A 19,478-nucleotide genomic window follows, 5' to 3' on the forward strand; every position below is an offset into this window, starting at 1 on the left:
TTTATTCACTTAAAAAAAGTAGATTCATGAAGAAATTAGCTTTAGCTATTTGTCTGTTGGTAGTCTCAATAGCTGCACAGGCGCAATTTGAGAAAGGAACTGTAATCCTTAACCCTTCTCTTACGGGACTGGATTTTTCTTATAGTAAAAACGATGATGCCAAGTTCGGTATCGGGGCGCAGGCCGGTTCGTTCTTGGCGGACGGTTTTGCCTTGATGGTAAATGCAAGCGCAGACTGGTCGCAGCCGATAGATATATATACGCTGGGTACGGGAGCACGGTGTTATTTCAATACTACGGGGATTTATATTGGCGGCGGTCTCGACTGGGAACGCAGACGTTACAAAGGAGGAGACCACAACAACGACTGGGGATTGGGAATTGAAGCCGGATATGCTTATTTCCTCTCGCGTACCGTGACTATAGAACCGGCCATCTATTATAAATGGCGTTTTGATGATTCTGACAATTCACGTTTCGGGATAAAGATAGGATTTGGATTCTACTTTTAAAAGAGAATAAAAAAGAAACGCTGCCGTGTTGTCCTTTTCTTTACGGAGGACTGTGGTGCAGGGTGGCTGGAATATGAATAAAGGTAAATGCCGGCCGTTCAAAGCCTGAATAATGAAACGGCTTGTCCGGTATCTACCGGTTTACCGTCCGATGAATTGCCGCGGCAGGGAAGCTGTATGTTCCGATAGGGAATATGGCTTCCCTGCAGTGTGTTATATGGGGGCATAAAGGCCGGTGATATGTGTAGCCGGCACGCTGTTCGGCGGTTCTTCCCGGAAAAGGTATTTTTTGTTTTCCAATGTTGCGGATATGATGCAGAGCCCCTTCGTAAGTTCCGAAAGATGAAACCCGTATTCCCGGTTCCTTTTCTCCTTGAGAATGTGAATTGCCGCTTTATATGTCACAGGGTGTTAAAATCCTGCAAGGTATCGGTAAAAGTAATGCCGTTTCATCCCGTTTGGAATCCGGACACTTGTTTTATTTGTCTGGATTTTGTCGTTTTTATATGGGTTCTTATTATATTTGTGGTATAAAATATGATATTATGAAAAAGACATTATTCACTTCAGTACTTATTACTCCGCTTTGTTTGCAAGCACAAGTCCGGCAAGCCGTTACGCCCAATATCGTTTTGATTTTATGTGACGATATGGGGTTCTCCGATTTGGGTTGTTACGGCAGTGAAATCCAGACTCCTCACATAGATAGCTTGGCTATGAACGGAGTGCGTTTCAGCCAGTTCAAGAATACGGGAAGAAGTTGTCCCAGCCGTGCCGCCTTGCTGACGGGACGTTACCAGCATGAAGCCGGTATGGGATGGATGACGGCTGTGGACGAGCATCGTCCCGGATACAGGGGGCAAATAAGCGGGGAGTTCCCCACGATTGCCGAAGTAATGAAATCCAACGGTTACCGTACCTATATGAGCGGGAAATGGCATGTCACGGTAGACGGGGCATTTGACAAGCCTAACGGGAGTTATCCCGTACAGCGCGGATTCGACCGTTATTACGGGTGTCTGCATGGCGGGGGGAGTTATTATAAACCTTCTCCGTTGTACAATGACTTGACCAGAATCACCGAATTGCCGGACGATTATTATTATACTACAGCCATTACCGATTCGGCAGTCAGTTTCGTCCGGCAGCATCCGGCCGGTGAGCCTATGTTTTTGTATGTGGCGCATTATGCTCCCCATTTGCCTTTGCATGCTCCTGCCGAAAGGATTGAAAAATGCATAAACCGTTATAAAGCGGGTTATGATGTGCTTCGGAAGAAAAGGTTTGAGAAGCAGAAAGAACTGGGGCTTGTTCCCGAAGAGATGCAGCTTCCTGTTTTCGATAGGGAATTCGGGGGCAAGCGTCCGGCTTGGACAGACCTGACCGAAGAGCAACGCCAGAAATGGACCGAGGATATGGCTACGTATGCGGCTATGATTGAGATTATGGATGACGGTATCGGTGAATTGGTGGAAGCCGTACGGCAGAAAGGTATCCTGGACAATACGGTATTCTTGTTTCTGAGCGATAACGGAGCGACAAATGAAGGGGGATTTCTGGGGCAACTGATGGCGGACCTCAGCAATACTCCGTACAGGAGCTATAAACAATGGTGTTTTCAGGGAGGAACCAGTACGCCTTTCATTCTTACTTACGGTGATGCGGCACGGAATAAAATGAAAGGGAAATTATGCAGCCAGCCTTCCCATATCATAGATATTTTGCCTACGTGCATGGATCTGGCTTCCGCACGGTATCCGGCAGAGTACAACCATTCCGATTTTCCCGGCATAAGCCTGCTTCCTGCCGTTCAGGGAAAGAAGCTACGGGAACGCACGTTGTATTTTGAACATCAGAGCTCATGTGCAATCATTTCCGGCAACTGGAAGCTTGTCCGTGCCAACCGGAACGAGGCATGGGAATTGATTGACTTGGACAACGACCCTTTTGAGACGGAAGACTTGTCAAGCCGGTATCCGCAGAAAAGGAGTGAGCTGGAAAAGAAATGGGATGAGTGGGCAAAGGCGTATAAGGTTTTTCCTTTGGAGGACAAGCCGTGGACACAGCGTATCGATTATTACCTGAAACTTAATCCGGACCAGAGCGGAAAGGAATAACTTAATATTTTAACTGTCATTTAAATGCGTATGAAACAAAAACTGAAAAACTGGAAACTTATGGCTTTCCTGCTGATGTTTCTCCCGTTGACAATGTGGGGAAACCACCAGCCTTCTTATTCGACAGCCGGCTTTTATGCTCTGTCCGGAACGGGACGGGATGCTTATAGCATGAATCCGGCATGGCGTTTTCATAAAGGAGATGCGGAAGGGGCGGAACGGATGGAGTTTAACGACAAGGATTGGGATATCGTATCGCTTCCCGACGGGATAGAATATCTTCCCACTGAGGCCAGCGGATGTATCAATTATCAGGGAGAGGTGTGGTATCGCAAACATTTCGTTCCCGAAGAAGCATGGAAAGGAAAGCAGTTGTTCCTTCATTTTGAGGCCATTATGGGCAAATCCAAAGTATGGGTGAACGGAACGCTCCTGAAAGAGCATTATGGCGGTTTCTTACCGGTCATTGTCAATGTCACTTCATATTTGAAATACGGGCAGGATAATGTGATTGCCGTGTGGGCGGACAATAGCGACGATGCTTCCTATCCTCCCGGAAAGACGCAGGATATGCTGGACTTTGCGTATTTCGGCGGTATCTACCGGGATTGTTGGATGATTGTGCATAACAATGTGTTTATTACTGATTCCAATTACGAAAACGAAACGGCGGGAGGCGGTTTGTTTGTTTCCTACGATAAGGTTTCCGAACAGTCGGCGCAGGTCAATATGGATGCGCATATCCGTAACGCTTCGGGAAAGGCGTTTAAGGGGAAGGTTGTGTATGAGTTATATGACCGCAATGGCAAACAAGTGGTTTGTACGGAGAAAAATATCTCGGTAAGGAATGGAAGTGCCGGACAGGTGTCCGGTAAGATGGAGGTGGAATCTCCTCATTTGTGGTCTCCGGATTCACCTTATCTGTACCGGTTGCATGTGTATGTTAAAGACAAAGGCGGACAGATTGTAGACGGTTATTGCCGTCGTATCGGAATCCGCAGCATCGAGTTTAAGGGGAAAGACGGATTCTGGTTGAATGGAAAACCTTATCCGGAGCCTTTGATAGGGGCTAATCGCCATCAGGATTTTGCAGTAGTCGGGAATGCTCTTTCTAACAGTTTGCATTGGCGTGACGCGAAAAAGTTGCGGGATGCCGGCCTGAGGGTGATTCGCAATGCGCACTATCCTCAAGATCCGGCTTTTATGGATGCTTGTGACGAATTGGGGCTTTTCGTGATTGTCAATACGCCGGGATGGCAGTTCTGGAATGACGCTCCTGTGTTTGCGGAACGTGTATATGATGATATCCGCAACATGGTGCGCCGGGACAGGAATCATCCTTCCGTGTGGTTGTGGGAACCTATTTTGAATGAGACATGGTATCCGGCCGATTTTGCGAAAAAAGTAACGGACATTCTGAATGAAGAATATCCTTATCCTTATTGTTATGCCGGCTGTGACGTTACGGCACGCGGACATGAGTATTTTCCCGTTCATTTCACTCATCCGGTAAACGGGCAGGGAGGAGCGTTCAATACCGAAAAGCTTGATCCGGAAATTTGTTATTTTACCCGTGAATGGGGGGATAACGTAGACGACTGGAATTCTCATAACTCTCCCAGCCGCGTCAACCGTTCATGGGGGGAGATGCCTATGTTGAAACAGGCGCAGGGATATGCCAAGACTGATTATCAATATACGTGTTATGATGTGTTGTACCGCAATACCAGGCAACATGCGGGGGGATGCCTGTGGCATTCGTTCGACCATCAGCGCGGTTATCATCCCGATCCTTTCTACGGAGGGATTATGGATGCTTTCCGTCAGCCCAAGTTATCGTATTATATGTTCTGTTCACAGCGTCCGTCCCGTCCGAATCCGGAACTGATAGCCGACAACGGGCCGATGGTTTATATTGCTAACGCCATGACTCCGTTTTCGCCGGAAGATGTGACGGTGTACAGTAATTGCGATGAAGTCCGCCTGACTTATTGCAAGGGTGGCAAACAATCTGTTTATCACAAGCCGGAGGTGCGGGAAGGAATGCCGTCTCCTGTCATCACGTTTAAAGGGGTATTTGATGTGATGTATGACAAACAGCTCTCACGCGACAACAAACAGATGGATTCGTATTTGTTGGCGGAAGGGCTGGTGGACGGTAAAGTGGTGGCTACTCATAAGGTGATGCCGGCACGCCGTCCGTCAAAATTGCTGTTGTGGGCGGACGATGAAAAGGTGGAAATGACGGCCGACGGTTCCGATATGGTGACTGTAATAGCTGCGGTGGCTGATGATAACGGTAATATCAAACGTCTGAATAATTATGAGGTGAGATTTGAAATAGAAGGTCCGGGACAATTGGTTGCCGACGAACAGACCTTCACGAATCCTCGTCCGGTGTTGTGGGGAACTGCTCCGGTGCTTGTCAGGGCCACTACCGTACCGGGTGAGATAAGAATACGCGCATCGGTGGTGTGGCAAGGCAAACATACGCCTGTTTCGGCGGAATTGGTTATTCCTACTCGTAAGGCGGCCCATGCGTTGGTTGCCGATAAAGAGGAATTGAAAAGGATGGAAGAAGGACGCGGACGTGCCGGAACCGGGACGCAAGTTTCTTCTTTCGGTTATGAGAAACAAATCCGCGAGTTGCAACAAGAACTGAACCGCTTGCGGTTGAAGGAGGTGGAAAAGCAACAGAGTGATTTTGAGTAAATGCCAGGATATGGAGAGGGCGGTCAAAATTCGATTTTGGAGAAGGTGAGCTTTTAATCTGAGACCTGACTATCTCCGTTAGCCATAAAAAGAACCGTATCATTACTCAACAATGAATGAAGTGCCCCCCAAAAGTTAGACACAAAACTTTTGGGGGGCACTTCAGGGGTCTGATACGGTTCTTTTATATTTACCTGTTGCAATCCGTCACTTTTCTGAGCGTACGGTTTGGTTTTGACTTTCCATGATTTTTGGAGGAGCATCTTTCCTGGAAACGGTTTTCCGCGAAGGCTCCGGCTCTCCGGTGCGGAAAAGCCGGAAGGGTTATTTGTACAGTTTTTCTTTCAGGAATTGTCCCGTGTAGCTTGCTCCGCAGGCGGCTACTTCTTCCGGCGTGCCTGCCACTACGATGTTTCCTCCTTTATCGCCGCCTTCCGGTCCGAGGTCAATGACATAGTCGGCGCATTTGATGACATCCAGGTTGTGTTCGATGATTACGATGCTGTGTCCCCGGCGGATTAAAGCGTCAAAGGCGTCCAGAAGTTTGCGGATGTCATGGAAATGAAGTCCCGTTGTCGGTTCGTCAAAGATGAAAAGGGTGGGGTCTGCTTTTTCCTGACTCAGATAGAAAGCCAGTTTTACCCGTTGGTTCTCACCTCCGGAAAGGGTGGAGGAGGATTGTCCCAGTTTGATATATCCCAGTCCTACGTCTTGCAGGGGGAGTAATTTCTTCACTATTTTTTTCTGTCCGTGTTCCGTAAAAAACTCGATTGCCTGGTTGACGGTCATTTCCAATACATCATAAATGTTCTTATCGTGGAATTTGACTTCCAGCGTATCGGACTTGAAGCGTTTCCCGTGGCAGGATTCGCATTCCAGTACCAAATCCGCCATGAACTGCATTTCCACAGTGATGGTTCCTTCGCCTTTGCATTCTTCGCACCGGCCTCCTTCGCTGTTGAAGCTGAAAAATCCTGCAGTGTATCCCATTTGTTTGGCGAGGGGCTGTTCAGACCATAGTTTGCGTATCTCGTCGTAGGCTTTGATATATGTCACCGGATTGGAACGGGAGGACTTTCCGATTGGATTCTGGTCTACAAATTCTACGTTTCTCAAGTCGCGTATATTGCCGCTGATGGAAGAAAACTCTCCCGGACGGTCGCTGCATTCATCCAGTTCGCGTTTCAGCGCCCGGTAGAAGATATCCCTTACCAGCGTGCTTTTGCCGGAACCGGAAACGCCTGTGACTACAGTCATCACATTGAGCGGGAACCGGACGTCGATTCCTTTCAGGTTATTCTCCCGCGCTCCTTTCAGTTCGATATAGTTGTTCCACGGACGGCGGTGTTCGGGAACGGGAATTTCTTCTTCTCCCAAAAGATAACGTACCGTATAGCTGTTGCTGCCTTTTTTAAGGTCTTTCATGTCTCCCCGGTAGACGACTTCTCCTCCCAGGCGTCCGGCATTCGGACCGATGTCGATGATGTAGTCTGCGGCACGGATGATTTCTTCATCATGCTCTACAACGACTACCGTATTGCCCAGTTGCTGGAGTTGGCGCAGCACGTGTATCAGCCGGTCGGTGTCGCGGCTATGCAGTCCGATGCTGGGTTCGTCAAGGATGTAAAGGCTGCCTACCAGGCTGCTGCCCAATGAGGTGGCGAGGTTGATACGTTGGCTTTCTCCGCCCGACAGGGAATTGCTGAGCCGGTTCAATGTCAGGTATCCCAGGCCTACGTCAATCAGGAACCGGATGCGGCTGTTGATTTCGATGAGAATCCGGCGGGCGATGTTGGTATCGTGCTCATCCAGCGCCAGACAGTCGAAGAACTGTTGCAGTTCCGTGATGGGCAAGTCTACCAGTTCGGAAATGTTTTTCCCGTTGATGCGTACGTATCCGGCTTCCGGTTTCAGGCGTGTGCCGTGGCATTTCGGGCAAAGCGTTTTTCCCCTGTAACGGGCAAGCATCACACGGTATTGTATTTTGTATTGGTTTTCTTCAAGCATTTTGAAGAAGTCATTGATGCCGTGAAAGTATTTGTTGCCTTCCCAGAGTATCCGGCGCTGTTCATCGGTCAGTTCGTAATAGGGAGTGAAAATCGGGAAGTTGAATTTATCTGCGTTGTGGATAAGCTCTTCTTTCCATTCTCCCATTTTCTCGCCGCGCCAGCATACGATTGCCCCTTCATAGACCGACAGCGAACGGTTGGGAACTACCAGATGTTCGTCGATACCGATAACTTTGCCGAATCCTTCGCATACCGGGCAGGCTCCGATGGGGGAATTGAACGAAAACATCTGGTCGTTGGGTTCTTCAAAGGTGAGGCCGTCCGCTTCAAACTTGGTGCTGAATGAAAACAACTTGGTTGTCCCGTCCGGCAGGTAGAAGCGCAGCATGCAAGTGCCGTCTCCTTCATACATGGCTGTTTCGGCAGAGTCGGTCAGCCTGCTGATAGCATCTTTGGTTTTGGCTACTGCCATGCGGTCTACCAAGAGGTGCACTTCGTCGTCTGCTGCAGGCGTATATTCGTCAATACGTTTCATTTCTCCGTTTACCTCAATGCGGTTGAATCCCTGTTTCCGGTCTATTTCCAGTTGTTGCCGAAGGGTGCGGCCTTCGCGGAGGCGGATAGGTGTCAGTACCGTATATCTTGTTCCTTCCGGATATGAGAGCATACAGTTGACAATGTCTTCGGTGGAATGTTTTTTTACTTCCTGTCCGCTGACGGGGCTGTATGTTTTGCCTATGCGGGAATATAACAGGCGGAGATATTCATAGATTTCAGTCGAAGTTCCTACGGTAGAACGCGGGTTGCGGCTGTTGACTTTCTGTTCGATAGCGATTGCAGGCGGGATGCCTTTGATAAAATCGCATTCCGGTTTGCTCATTCGTCCCAGAAACTGGCGTGCATAACTGCTCAGGCTTTCTACGTAGCGGCGTTGCCCTTCTGCATAAAGAGTATCGAAAGCGAGAGACGACTTCCCTGAACCCGACAATCCGGTAATGACAACAAGCTTGTTGCGTGGAATATCTACATCGATGTTTTTCAGGTTGTTTACTCGTGCACCTTTAATCGAAATATAGTTATTTTCTGACATAAAATGCTCCTTGTTTTATGGTAGTCGGCAAAGTTAGCGAATTTATCGGGAGTTTGTATTATCTTTGCGAGGTATTATTACGATTTAAGAATATTATGAAGCTGAAAAACTATCTTTTACTATTGGCTCTTCTTCTGGCTGTAGGAGTGAGGGCGCAGGTGCCGTCAGGCAACAAATATCCCAAACGCGAGTTTCGTGCGGCATGGATACAGGCTGTCAACGGACAGTTTCGCGGTGTTCCTGCAGAGAGATTGAAGCAAACGCTGGTTAGCCAGTTGAATTCGCTTCAGGAAGCGGGTATTAATGCAATTATTTTTCAGGTACGTCCTGAGGCGGATGCCTTGTATGCTTCGTTGCATGAGCCGTGGAGCCGTTTTCTGACAGGGACGCAGGGGCAGATACCTGTTCCCGTATGGGACCCGATGCAGTTTATGATTGAACAATGCCAGAAACGGAATATGGAATTTCATGCATGGATTAATCCTTACCGCGTAAAGACTTCGTTGAAGAACCAGTTGGCGCCCGAACATATATATCACCAGCATCCGGAATGGTTCGTCACTTATGGAGACCAGTTGTACTTTGACCCGGCGCTTCCCGAAAGCCGTGAGTATATTTGTAAGGTAGTGACCGATATCGTGTCCCGCTATGATGTGGATGCCATCCATATGGATGATTATTTCTATCCTTATCCGATTAAGGGCGTTGATTTTCCCGATGACGCGAGTTTTGCCCGTTATGGCGGCGGCTTCACTAACAAGGCGGACTGGCGGCGCAACAATGTGAATCTGTTGATTAAGAAGCTTCATGAAACAATCCGCGGTTTGAAACCGTGGGTGAAGTTCGGAATCAGTCCTTTCGGGATTTACCGTAACCAGTCGAGTGACCCGTTGGGAAGCGACACTAACGGCTTGCAGAATTATGACGACCTTTATGCTGATGTGTTGCTTTGGGCACGCGAAGGATGGATAGATTACAATGTTCCGCAGATTTATTGGGAAATCGGTCATAAGGCGGCCGACTATGAGAAATTGGTAAACTGGTGGGCGACTCATTCGGAAAATCGTCCGTTGTTTATCGGACAGTCTGTGATAAATACAATCCAGCATGCCGACCCGCAGAATCCGTCTATCAACCAGCTTCCCCGGAAAATGGCTTTACAGCGTGCTTATCAGACCATCGGAGGCAGTTGCCAGTGGTATGCTTCGGCCATTGTTGAAAATCAGGGCAGATATCGGGATGCATTGGTTTCGGAGTATCACAAATATCCGGCTTTGATTCCTGTTTTTGACTTTATGGATAACAAGGCTCCTGGAAAAGTCCGTAAAATGAAAAAGATATGGACGGAAGACGGGTATGTGCTTTTTTGGACTGCTCCGAAAGCTGAATCGGAAATGGATAAGGCGGTGAGGTATGTCGTTTACCGCTTTAACGGAAAGGAAAAGGTGGATTTGGATGATCCTTCTCATATTGTTGCTATCACACGTAATCCGTTCTACAAACTTCCTTATGAAACGGGAAAAACCAAATACCGTTATGTGGTAACGGCTCTGGACCGCCTTCATAACGAATCGAAATCAGTCAGCAAGAAAGTGAAACTGTAATGAGCGGCAGTTGGGAACATGACAGATGATAAGGGGGAATGCGGCATGAGGATGTAACCCGTTGTCATCTGTCATTTTTTTGTCTGTTCCGCATTTAATAGAGTAACAGTCCTGCAATACCGCAGGCGATAATCATCAAAATCGGATTTGCTTTATATTTTCTTGTCCCGATGAAGGCAACCAGAAATATGAGTACGCTAATAATGAACGAGTAGGTGTCTTCGACAGGCGAACTGAAATTTTCCGTATTCATTAGTACCAGTGCGGCGGAGGCCAGCAAGCCGACGACAGCGGGACGTAATCCGTTGAATACGGATTCTACCGCCGGGTGTTTCTGGTATTTCAGAAAGAATTTGCTGATAGTCAGCATTAAGATAAAAGAGGGAAGGACTACTGCAAAGGTAGCGACGACGGAACCCCAGACGCTGCCGGTAGAGGTAAACCCTACATAAGTGGCGGCATTGATGCCGATGGGACCCGGCGTCATCTGGCTGATTGCGACAATGTCCGTAAATTCTTGTGAGCTTACCCATTCATGGCGGGTCACTACTTCTCCTTGAATCATGGAAAGCATGGCATAACCTCCGCCGAAACCGAAGAGGCCGATTTTGAAAAATGTATAAAATAGTTGTAAGTAAATCATGATGCTGATAGTAAATAAACGGTTCTGGTAGCGGATTTACCGGTGTGGAATGATTTTTGATTTTTCACCGTTCGCTTTCTATTCTTTTGTTTTTCCTTAGTTTTCCCCAGAGGAAGCCTCCTGTGCCTGCGGCAATGATAATCCAGATAGGGGAGAATCCCAATAACCAAATCAGTAAGGCCGAAACAACCGGAATCCATAGGTTGTAGCGATTGATTTTTGCCGACCTTCCCATCGTGAAAGTCGGTGCGGCGATGAGTGCGACTACTGCCGGGCGGATGCCTTTGAAGATACGTTCTACTATCGGATTATCCTTGAAACTGTGGAAAAACAGGGCAATAGCCAATATGATGATGAATGACGGCAGGATAGTGCCCAGGGCCGTAATAATACTTCCCCGGATGCCGCGCAGCTTGTATCCTATGAAGATGGAGATGTTGACTGCCAGGATTCCCGGAGCAGATTGGGAGATGGCGAGCAAATCTATAAAATCTTCCTGGGCAATCCATTTCCGCTTAGTGACAATCTCGTTTTCGATGAGCGGCACCATCGCATATCCTCCTCCGATAGTGAAAGCTCCTATCTTGAAAAAGATTCCAAATGATTCGAGGTAAATGTTCATTCTTTCTTTTCTCCTTCCTTGTTCGCTTTTTTCTCTTTAACGTATTGGCTGGGGCTTACGTTAAAATGCTTCTTAAATACTTCGCGGAAATATTTGGCGTCGCTGAATCCCGTCATTTCGGCAATTTCCGTTATGCTGTGCGTGCCTTCTTTCAGCAGGCGTACGGCATATTTCAGACGGATTAGCCGGATATAGTCTCCCGGAGCCTGGTCGGTTAATGCCCGGAGCTTGTTGTAGAAACTTGTACGGCTCATGCCTACCAGATTACAAAGCACGTCTACCGTGAGAGCCGGGTTATCGATATTTTCCTTGATATGCCTTTTTACATTGGCTATGAATGTCCAGTCGATATCTTGCGCGCAGTTGAGGCATTCGTTCTCTTCTTTCTCATCGTCGTCCAGATTCGGATTGGCGTATTTGCTGCGCAAGAGGGCGCGGTTAGCCAGCAGATTGGCGACGGTCGCTTTCAGTATGCCGATATTGAATGGTTTTACGACATATTCATCCGCACCGGTCTGGAGTCCCGACAAGATGTCTTTTTCATTATTCAGCGCCGTCAGCAATATGACGGGGATATGCGAGGTTTCGATATTGCTTTTGATTTCCTGGCATAGTTCGTCTCCCCGCATTTCGGGCATCATAATATCTGAAATCACCAATTCCGGCCTGTATTCGGGGATAATGGTTAGCGCTTCTTTTCCGTTGGAACAGGTTTGGACTGTATAATCGTCCGATAATGTTTGCAACAGATAGCTCCGCAGTTCGTCATTGTCTTCCGCAATCAGGATTCGCCGGTGATCGGCATTTACTTTTTTGTGGATGTTTTCGTATATTTCGGATGAGGGAGCGGGAACGTTGCTTATAGTCCTGATATCTTGGCGTTGTCTGTCCGGACCTGCCAGATGTGCTTTGCGGAAACGTTTGCTGTCTTTCGGGAAAGAAATCTTGATTATAGAACCTTTGTTCTCCGTGCTCGACAGGTTAATCTTTCCTTTATGCAACCGCACCAGTTTCCATACGAGCATCAGTCCGATACCGCTACCTGTTATTTTGGAATTGATTGCGTTGCTGCCACGGAAATGCAACCTGAATAGTTTCTTTTGCTCACTGGCGGGAATACCGATTCCCGTGTCCCTGACTTCAACGCTCCACGTGTCCGTATTGTCGAATACGAAAATCTGTACGTTCCCGTTTTCCGGAGTATATTTCAATGCGTTCGAAATCACGTTTTTCAGGATTGATTCCATTTTCTCTTTGTCAAACCAAACATTCATATACTTGAAATTGCTTTCATAAGTGAAATTGATGTGTTTGATATTGGCATATTGCTGGAAAGCGTTGTATATTTCGGTGGTAAACGTATTCAGTTCGTGTTCCGAGATATACAGTTCGGAAGAATATACGTCCGCCCTTTCAAAATTAATCAGGTTGGTGGTGAGGCGCAACAGGGCATTTACATTCCGTAGCGCCGTATTCATATTGGCGATTCCTTCTTTGCTCAGTTTTTCTTTTTCACGCAAGTCTTCCAAGGGAGCTTTGATAAGTGTCAGCGGAGTACGTATGTCATGTGCCGTATTGATGAAAAAGTGTATTTTTTCATCGGATACTTTACGCTGTTTTCTTAAAATCAGGATACGCAATGAAATAGCGGCTATGAAGAAAAGGAAGACGGCATAGAGCAACATAGCCCAGGGTGTCAGCCAGAAAGGACGGGCAATGATAATGTCTATGCTTCTTTCTTCAAGTATGACGCGCTGGTCTTCATTGGAAATGGCGCGTACCCGCAATGTATATGTACCCGGAGCGATATTGGTATAGCGGATGGTGTTCTCGGTTCCGGGTTTGCTCCATTCGTCATAGAATCCTTCCAGCCTCCAGGAGTAGATAATGTTGGAAGGGTAGTCGTAATTAATGGAGGAGACTTGCAGTGAGAATATGTTCTGGTCGTATTCCAGATTCAGCTCTTTGGTATCGTTGATGTCCGTTTTCAAAGGTGAATCTTTATCTCCTGGGTACACTGTCTGGTAGAATAGCTTGAAATCGCTGAAAATCATCTTGGAAAAGTAACTCCGGGGCAGTTTGATGTCCTTATTGAATTCCACAGCCCCGTTTGAACTTCCCAGGACGAAATTGTTGTTGCTTCTCAAGATACCGGACAACGCATTGAAGTGCGTAGTCATCAATCCCATTTCTTTGGTCCAGTTATGGAATGTTTTTTGTTCGGGATAAAAGCTGGTCAGCCCGTTTTCCGTACTTAACAGGATATCTTCGTCCCCGTCTGACAGCAGTGTATATATGTTGTTGGATATCAGTGAGCTGTTTTCCGTATGATAATGGGTAAACTGTTTGCTGTCCGGAGCGTAAATCAACAGTCCGGAACCGCTGGTCCCTATATATAACGAACCGTTTTCCGCCTGATACAGGGAGTAGATATAAGTGGACTCTACCGGAAGCCGTATATGTTCGTATTTTCCGGATTCCTTGTCCAGCAAGTATAATCCTGTAGCGCTGCCTATCCATACGTGTGCACTGTCTTTTTCGGTGATGGCGGTGATGGAGTTCAGTCCGGGATAAAGCCGTATTTCCCTGGTTTGTATGTTGAAACGTTTCAGGTTGTAGAACCCTCCGCTCCATACGTTTCCCTGGGAATCTTTCCGGATATCGCGTATGTACTTGTCTGCCCGTATGTTTTCATGTGCGTACAAAGCCGGTGTAAAATAACTGATGCGGGAAGATTTCTTTTCTATCTGGTAGATACCTGAAAAATATCCTCCTGCCCAGATTACACCTGGGGACACTTCGCATAGTGTAATGAAGATATGGCTTTGGCTTTCTTGGTTTTCTTCGAAGGAGCTGAGATAGGAACGCCATTGGCCGGTCCGGGAGTTCAACAGGCTGATGCCGTTGTTTGTACCGAACCACAGGTCGCCGTCACTGTCTTCAATGACGGAGTTGACTTGGTCGTTGATTAAAGACTGCCTGTTGCCTATGGAATGTTTGAACCATTTGTAACTGGGGTAACGGTTGTTCTGTACCGTGATTCCGATAGGGTAGTTCGCTATCCAGATTCGTTCTTCGTCATCTATGTAGAAATCATTGATACTGTTGCCGTTCATGCCGTTGTTGCTGTTGTAATCGGCAATGATATAGGGCTCTATCCGGTAGTTCTCGATATTCATTTTGTGGATGCCTCCTCCGTCCGATGCCACCAGCAGTTCTTGGTCATTCAAAGGCTTGATACGTGTGATACCGATGTCTTTCAGATTGTATTTAGGCTGGATAATGGATTTGGTTGCCATATCGTAGATGATAATTCCCCGCTGGAAAGTGCCGATGAACAGTTTGCGGAGCCTGGTGTCAAAGTGCAGGTCCTGTATTTGCCCTTTGACATTTTCCAGCTTGTCGCAATGGATTAGTTCCAGTGTGTCACGGTTCAGGCTGGCATAATGTATTCCCGTATCCGTGCCGATGAAGTAATGTGTGCCGTCAATCTGTTCGATATCGCTGATTTCTTCATTGATTTTGTTTTTTATATGAGTGGCTTTTCCGGTTTCCGTATTGTAAATGTATATGGTTGACTCGTTACATAACCAGATGCGCCTGTTGGGGTCGAGCCATGCAAAACTAATCGGAGTAGGCTGTTCATGGAAATTCTTTATGGGCAGTCTGTACACGAGGGTAAAGCAGTCATGAATCCGGTCATACTGGAATATTTTTCCTTTTTTCCCGATTTCCCATAATACCCCGTCTTGGTCGATATACAGCCAGTTCAGGTTTAACAGGGAGTTTACTTCTGTCCCGTCGTCCATTAGTTTATAGTTCTTGAAGTCTTTTCCGTTATATCGGTCAATCCCTTCATGGGTGAGGAACCACATAAACCCGGTCCTGTCTTTTTGAATGCGGTAGACTCGCCGGTTGCTCAGGCCGTCTTCCACTCCCAGGTATTTATATGTCTGGGCAATACAGGTTAAAGGAAACAATACGATTAGCAAAATCCATTTTTTCATATAAATGGGACTTTTATGGGTTATTGATTCTTGTATTGAGGGGGAAGTTTTGACAAAAATAAGAAAACTTTCCGACTCTGCAAAATTTTAAAATCAGGCGTTTGGCGTGATAAGGGTGAAGAATCTTAATTATTGCTTGTTTTGGTTTCCTGTTTGGTTGAGCTTGAGTGGCCTTTTGCTGATGGTAGAATAAACACGAAGCTGCAACCGGATAAAAACGAAGCTGTATCAAAAATAAAATCCGGTTATCATCATGTTCTCCATTAAGGTAGGCAGTGACGAATCTGATAAACCTGTCTTTATTTTGATACAGCCTCGGTAAAATATAAAAGGATTATGTTATTTCATTTTTTCCTCAATCCATTTGCGTGCATTGACAAATGCTTCTATCCACGGCGTTACCTGGTCGCTGTCTTTACGGTCTGCCGGATAATATCCGTTCTGCCAAGGGAAAATGGAACGTTCCAGATGAGGCATGATAGCCAGATGGCGTCCGTCGGCGCTAGCCAATGCTGCGATGGAATAGTCGGAACCGTTCGGGTTGGACGGATATTCGTCATAACTGTATTTGGCAACCACGTTATACCGGTCTTCCTCATACGGCAACGAGAACTTCCCTTCTCCGTGGGCTACCCAGATACCCAGCTTGCTGCCGCTCAGGGAACCGAACATTACGCTGCGGTTTGTCGGGATGGTGAGTCCGAGGAAACGTGATTCGAACTTATGTGAGTCGTTATGCAGCATTTTGCCCTTTTTCTCATGTTCGGGATTGATAAGGTCCAGTTCCATCATCAATTGGCAACCGTTGCAAACACCTAATGACAGCGTATCTTCACGTGCATAATAGTTGTCCAAAGCTTCTTTTGCTTTCGGGTTAAACAGGAATGCGCCCGCCCATCCTTTGGCGGAACCGAGTACGTCGGAATTGGAGAAACCGCCGCAGTAAACAATCATGTTTACATCTTCCAGCGTCTCGCGGCCGCTGATGAGGTCGGTCATGGTGACGTCTTTTACGTCGAATCCCGCCAGATAGAGCGAATAAGCCATCTCGCGTTCGCCGTTTGTCCCCTTTTCACGGATAATGGCCGCCCGGATACCGCTAGGGGTACGGCGGTCCGGAGTGATGCCGTATTGGGAGAATTTACCTTTGAATTCCGGCATGAAAGCAAACTCGACAGGTTGCATCTTATAGTTCTCGAAACGCTTCTTCGCACAGCCGTTCATTGATTGCTTGCGGTCGAGCAGATAGGAGGAGGAATACCATACGTCACGCATATAGTCTACGCCGAACTGGTAGGTAGCCCCGTTCTTGGATATCAGAATGTGGCGTTCGTCAGTCGGTTTACCCAGTTTTACATAACCTATGCCGGCATCTTCCAGTATCTTCTTGACTTCTTCTTTGTGCTTGTCGTTGATTTGGATAACGATACCCGGATTCTCTGCAAACAGAATCTTGACAATGTCCTGTTCCTTTATCTTATCGAGGTTGATTTCCATACCTCCTTCTACGTTGGAGAAACACATTTCGAGCAATGTGGTAATCAGGCCTCCGGCGGAAATGTCATGTCCGGCAAGGATTAATTTCTTATTGACTAATTGCTGTACGGCGAGGAAAGCGTCACGGAAATATTCGGCGTCCTGTACACAAGGCACATCATCACCCACCTTGCCCAGGGATTGCGCGAAGGCGGAACCGCCGAGTTTCAGTTCGTCAAAACTGAAATCGATATGGTAGAGAGTCGTTTTTTTATTGTTCACCAATACGGGGGATACCACTTTCTTTACGTCGGAAACCTCACCGCCTGCTGAGACAATCACGGTTCCCGGAGAAATCACTTTCTCGCCGTTCGGGTATTTCTGTGTCATAGACAAAGAATCTTTTCCCGTAGGAACATTGATTTGCAGAGCGCAACAGAAGTCGCTCAACGCTTTTACGGCTGTGTAGAGGCGGGCGTCTTCCCCTTCCTGCGAACGGCAGGGCCACATCCAGTTGGCAGACAGGGAAATGCTGTCCATGCCGTCCGCCATCGGAGCCCATACGAGATTTGTCAAGGCTTCGGATACGGAAAGAATGGAACCGGCGGCTGGGTCGGCGAGTGCGGCCTGCGGAGCATGTCCGATGGAAGTGGCGATACCTTTCTCGCCCCGGTAGTCGAGCGTCACGACACCGCAGTCGCTCAACGGTAACTGAAGCTCGCCCTGGCATTGCTGGCGGGCTATTTTTCCTGTTACCGAACGGTCTACCTTGTTCGTCAGCCAGTCTTTGCAAGCTACCGCTTCGAGCTGCAATACGTTCGTCAGGTATTCGTGAAGTTCGGACAGTTCGTATGCAGGCATTTCATAATGATGTTCCACAGTCTTGTCCACCATATATGTCTTGGGGGAAGAACCGAACATTTGCTCTACGGCAAGGTCGAACGGGCGTACACCGTCAGCTTGCTGGAAAGCGAAGCGGTGGTCGCCGGTCGTTTCACCGACTACATACATCGGGGCGCGTTCGCGTTCGGCGATTTTACGTACATGTTCGATGGCTTCTTCTTTGATGAGAAGTCCCATGCGCTCCTGGCTCTCATTGGCGATTATTTCTTTGGCGGACAGGGTTTTGTCACCGATAGGCAATTTACTCATGTCAATCAGGCCTCCGCATTCTTCCACTAATTCGGACAGGCAGTTCACATGTCCGGCCGAACCGTGGTCGTGGATAGAGACAACGGGATTCGTGTCTTCCTCACAGAGAGCGCGTACAACGTTGTTGGCACGTTTCTGCATTTCTGCATTGGCACGTTGCACGGCATTCAGTTCGATGCCGCTGCTGTAACGTCCGGTATCGACAGAAGATACGGAACCCCCGCCAAGCCCGATACGGTAATTGTCACCTCCGATGACAACGATTTTATTCCCGGCTTCCGGTTTGCCTTTCAGGCAGTCGCGTTGCGTACCGTAACCTACACCGCCGGCAAGCATGATAACTTTGTCATAACCGTAGAAAGGTTCTCCCTTTTTTTCCTGATGTTCGAAAGTCAGTACCGAACCGCAAATCAACGGTTGGCCGAATTTGTTACCGAAATCGGAAGCGCCGTTGGACGCCTTAATCAGGATTTGTTCGGGAGTCTGGTACAACCATTTGCGTACCGGAAGAATCTCTTCCCATTCACGTCCTTCTTCCGTACGGGGGTAAGAGGTTATGTAGACGGCAGTACCGGCAATCGGCCATGAACCTTTGCCTCCGCCCATACGGTCCCGGATTTCGCCGCCCGTACCTGTGGAAGCGCCGTTGAACGGCTCTACGGTAGTCGGGAAGTTATGTGTTTCCGCTTTCAACGAGATAACGCTTTTAATATCTTTGATTTGGAAGAAATCGGGTTTGGAATGGTCTGCCGGAGCAAACTGTTCCACAACCGGTCCTTCTGCAAAAGCTACATTGTCTTTATAGGCGGAAATGATTTTATTCGGATTTTCCTGTGTGGTCTTTTTTATCATTTGGAACAGGGACGATTCCTGTTCTACGCCGTCGATAATGAATGTTCCGCCGAAAATTTTGTGGCGGCAATGTTCGGAATTGATTTGCGCGAAACCGAAAACCTCGGAATCGGTCAGTTTGCGTCCGAGGTCGTTTTCCACTTTCTTCAAGTAGTCCATTTCTTCTTTCGAAAGAGCAAGCCCTTCTTGTTCGTTGTAAGCTTCCAGGTCTTCGATGTAGATAATGGGTTCCGGTTGATGGTTGGTCGTGAATACGTTCTGGTCAAGTCCTTTGTACATGCGTTGCAGCATCGGGTCATGATCGGCATTTTCATCCTTTACGGGGAAGTATTCCTCTATGCGGCTGATACCTTCAAGTCCCATGTTCTGGGTGATTTCTACAGCATTTGTACTCCAGGGGGTAATCATTTCGCGGCGGGGACCGACGAAACAGCCTTTCAGGTTTTCTTCACTTTCCGTCACGGCTTCTCCAAAAAGCCAGCAGAGTTTATTACTTTCGTCCGGGGTGAGCGGATGGTTGCTCTCTACGGCAATCGCGCTCTTGGAAGGGGTTCTGAAAAAAAGAATCATGTCTTATTATATATGATTTTATGATTTGCCACTTTTTTCTGTGGCGCAAAGATAAGCAATTTCGTTGGTGGTGAGAAAAAAATAAAGAATAAATTCCTTGTATCTTCATATA

Annotated in this window: 9 protein-coding genes; 4 read left to right on the top strand and 5 right to left on the bottom strand. The window is 47.5% G+C overall.

Annotation, left to right across the window (positions count from 1 at the left end; all coding sequences use genetic code 11):
- Positions 1–26: 26 nt before the first annotated feature.
- From Q5076_RS05405 to Q5076_RS05415, 3 genes are all read left to right on the top strand, one after another.
- The gene (locus Q5076_RS05405; protein ID WP_303011438.1) at positions 27–512 is read left to right on the top strand and encodes an outer membrane beta-barrel protein; all 486 of its coding nucleotides are present in this window, start codon (positions 27–29) and stop codon (positions 510–512) included.
- Between the two features lie 545 nt (positions 513–1,057).
- Positions 1,058–2,629 (top strand): arylsulfatase, encoded by a 1,572-nt coding sequence (locus Q5076_RS05410; RefSeq protein WP_303011439.1) that lies wholly within the window; start codon positions 1,058–1,060, stop codon positions 2,627–2,629.
- 60 nt (positions 2,630–2,689) lie between these two features.
- A complete protein-coding gene (locus Q5076_RS05415) occupies positions 2,690–5,341 on the top strand; it encodes a glycoside hydrolase family 2 TIM barrel-domain containing protein (protein WP_303011526.1) in 2,652 nt (883 codons plus the stop codon).
- Between the two features lie 324 nt (positions 5,342–5,665).
- Here the strand turns inward: Q5076_RS05415 and uvrA are convergent, their stop codons facing one another.
- Complete coding sequence (gene uvrA / locus Q5076_RS05420) at positions 5,666–8,440, bottom strand: excinuclease ABC subunit UvrA (RefSeq protein WP_303011440.1); 2,775 nt, start codon at positions 8,438–8,440, stop codon at positions 5,666–5,668.
- A 17-nt stretch (positions 8,441–8,457) separates the two neighbouring features.
- On the opposite strand from uvrA, the gene Q5076_RS05425 reads away from it, so the two are divergent.
- Positions 8,458–10,044 carry a glycoside hydrolase family 10 protein gene (locus tag Q5076_RS05425; protein ID WP_303011442.1) on the top strand — a complete coding sequence of 529 codons (1,587 nt, stop codon included), beginning with the start codon at positions 8,458–8,460 and terminating at the stop codon, positions 10,042–10,044.
- A 94-nt stretch (positions 10,045–10,138) separates the two neighbouring features.
- Here the strand turns inward: Q5076_RS05425 and Q5076_RS05430 are convergent, their stop codons facing one another.
- The 4 genes from Q5076_RS05430 to purL all read right to left on the bottom strand — a co-directional run bounded on the left by Q5076_RS05430 (position 10,139) and on the right by purL (position 19,366).
- Positions 10,139–10,687, bottom strand: a complete 549-nt coding sequence (locus Q5076_RS05430; protein WP_303011444.1) for a chromate transporter — start codon at positions 10,685–10,687, stop codon at positions 10,139–10,141.
- 64 nt (positions 10,688–10,751) lie between these two features.
- The gene (locus Q5076_RS05435; protein WP_303011445.1) at positions 10,752–11,309 is read right to left on the bottom strand and encodes a chromate transporter; all 558 of its coding nucleotides are present in this window, start codon (positions 11,307–11,309) and stop codon (positions 10,752–10,754) included.
- Positions 11,306–15,316, bottom strand: coding sequence for a hybrid sensor histidine kinase/response regulator transcription factor (locus tag Q5076_RS05440; protein WP_303011446.1), 4,011 nt, complete (start codon positions 15,314–15,316; stop codon positions 11,306–11,308). The genes Q5076_RS05435 and Q5076_RS05440 overlap by 4 nt, the downstream gene beginning before the upstream one ends.
- 339 nt (positions 15,317–15,655) lie before the next feature.
- A complete protein-coding gene (purL, locus tag Q5076_RS05445; protein ID WP_303011447.1) occupies positions 15,656–19,366 on the bottom strand; it encodes a phosphoribosylformylglycinamidine synthase in 3,711 nt (1,236 codons plus the stop codon).
- Positions 19,367–19,478 lie beyond the last annotated feature (112 nt).

This window comes from uncultured Bacteroides sp. (assembly GCF_958445495.1).
Lineage (GTDB): Bacteria > Bacteroidota > Bacteroidia > Bacteroidales > Bacteroidaceae > Bacteroides.

Coding starts and splice junctions, on each gene's coding strand:
- Q5076_RS05405 (WP_303011438.1), top strand. CDS start 27: ATGAAGAAATTAGCTTTAGCTATTTGTCTGTTGGTAGTCTCAATAGCT.
- Q5076_RS05415 (WP_303011526.1), top strand. CDS start 2,690: ATGGCTTTCCTGCTGATGTTTCTCCCGTTGACAATGTGGGGAAACCAC.
- Q5076_RS05440 (WP_303011446.1), bottom strand. CDS start 15,316: ATGAAAAAATGGATTTTGCTAATCGTATTGTTTCCTTTAACCTGTATT.
- purL (WP_303011447.1), bottom strand. CDS start 19,366: ATGATTCTTTTTTTCAGAACCCCTTCCAAGAGCGCGATTGCCGTAGAG.
- Q5076_RS05410 (WP_303011439.1), top strand. CDS start 1,058: ATGAAAAAGACATTATTCACTTCAGTACTTATTACTCCGCTTTGTTTG.
- Q5076_RS05430 (WP_303011444.1), bottom strand. CDS start 10,687: ATGATTTACTTACAACTATTTTATACATTTTTCAAAATCGGCCTCTTC.
- Q5076_RS05425 (WP_303011442.1), top strand. CDS start 8,458: ATGGTAGTCGGCAAAGTTAGCGAATTTATCGGGAGTTTGTATTATCTT.
- Q5076_RS05435 (WP_303011445.1), bottom strand. CDS start 11,309: ATGAACATTTACCTCGAATCATTTGGAATCTTTTTCAAGATAGGAGCT.
- uvrA (WP_303011440.1), bottom strand. CDS start 8,440: ATGTCAGAAAATAACTATATTTCGATTAAAGGTGCACGAGTAAACAAC.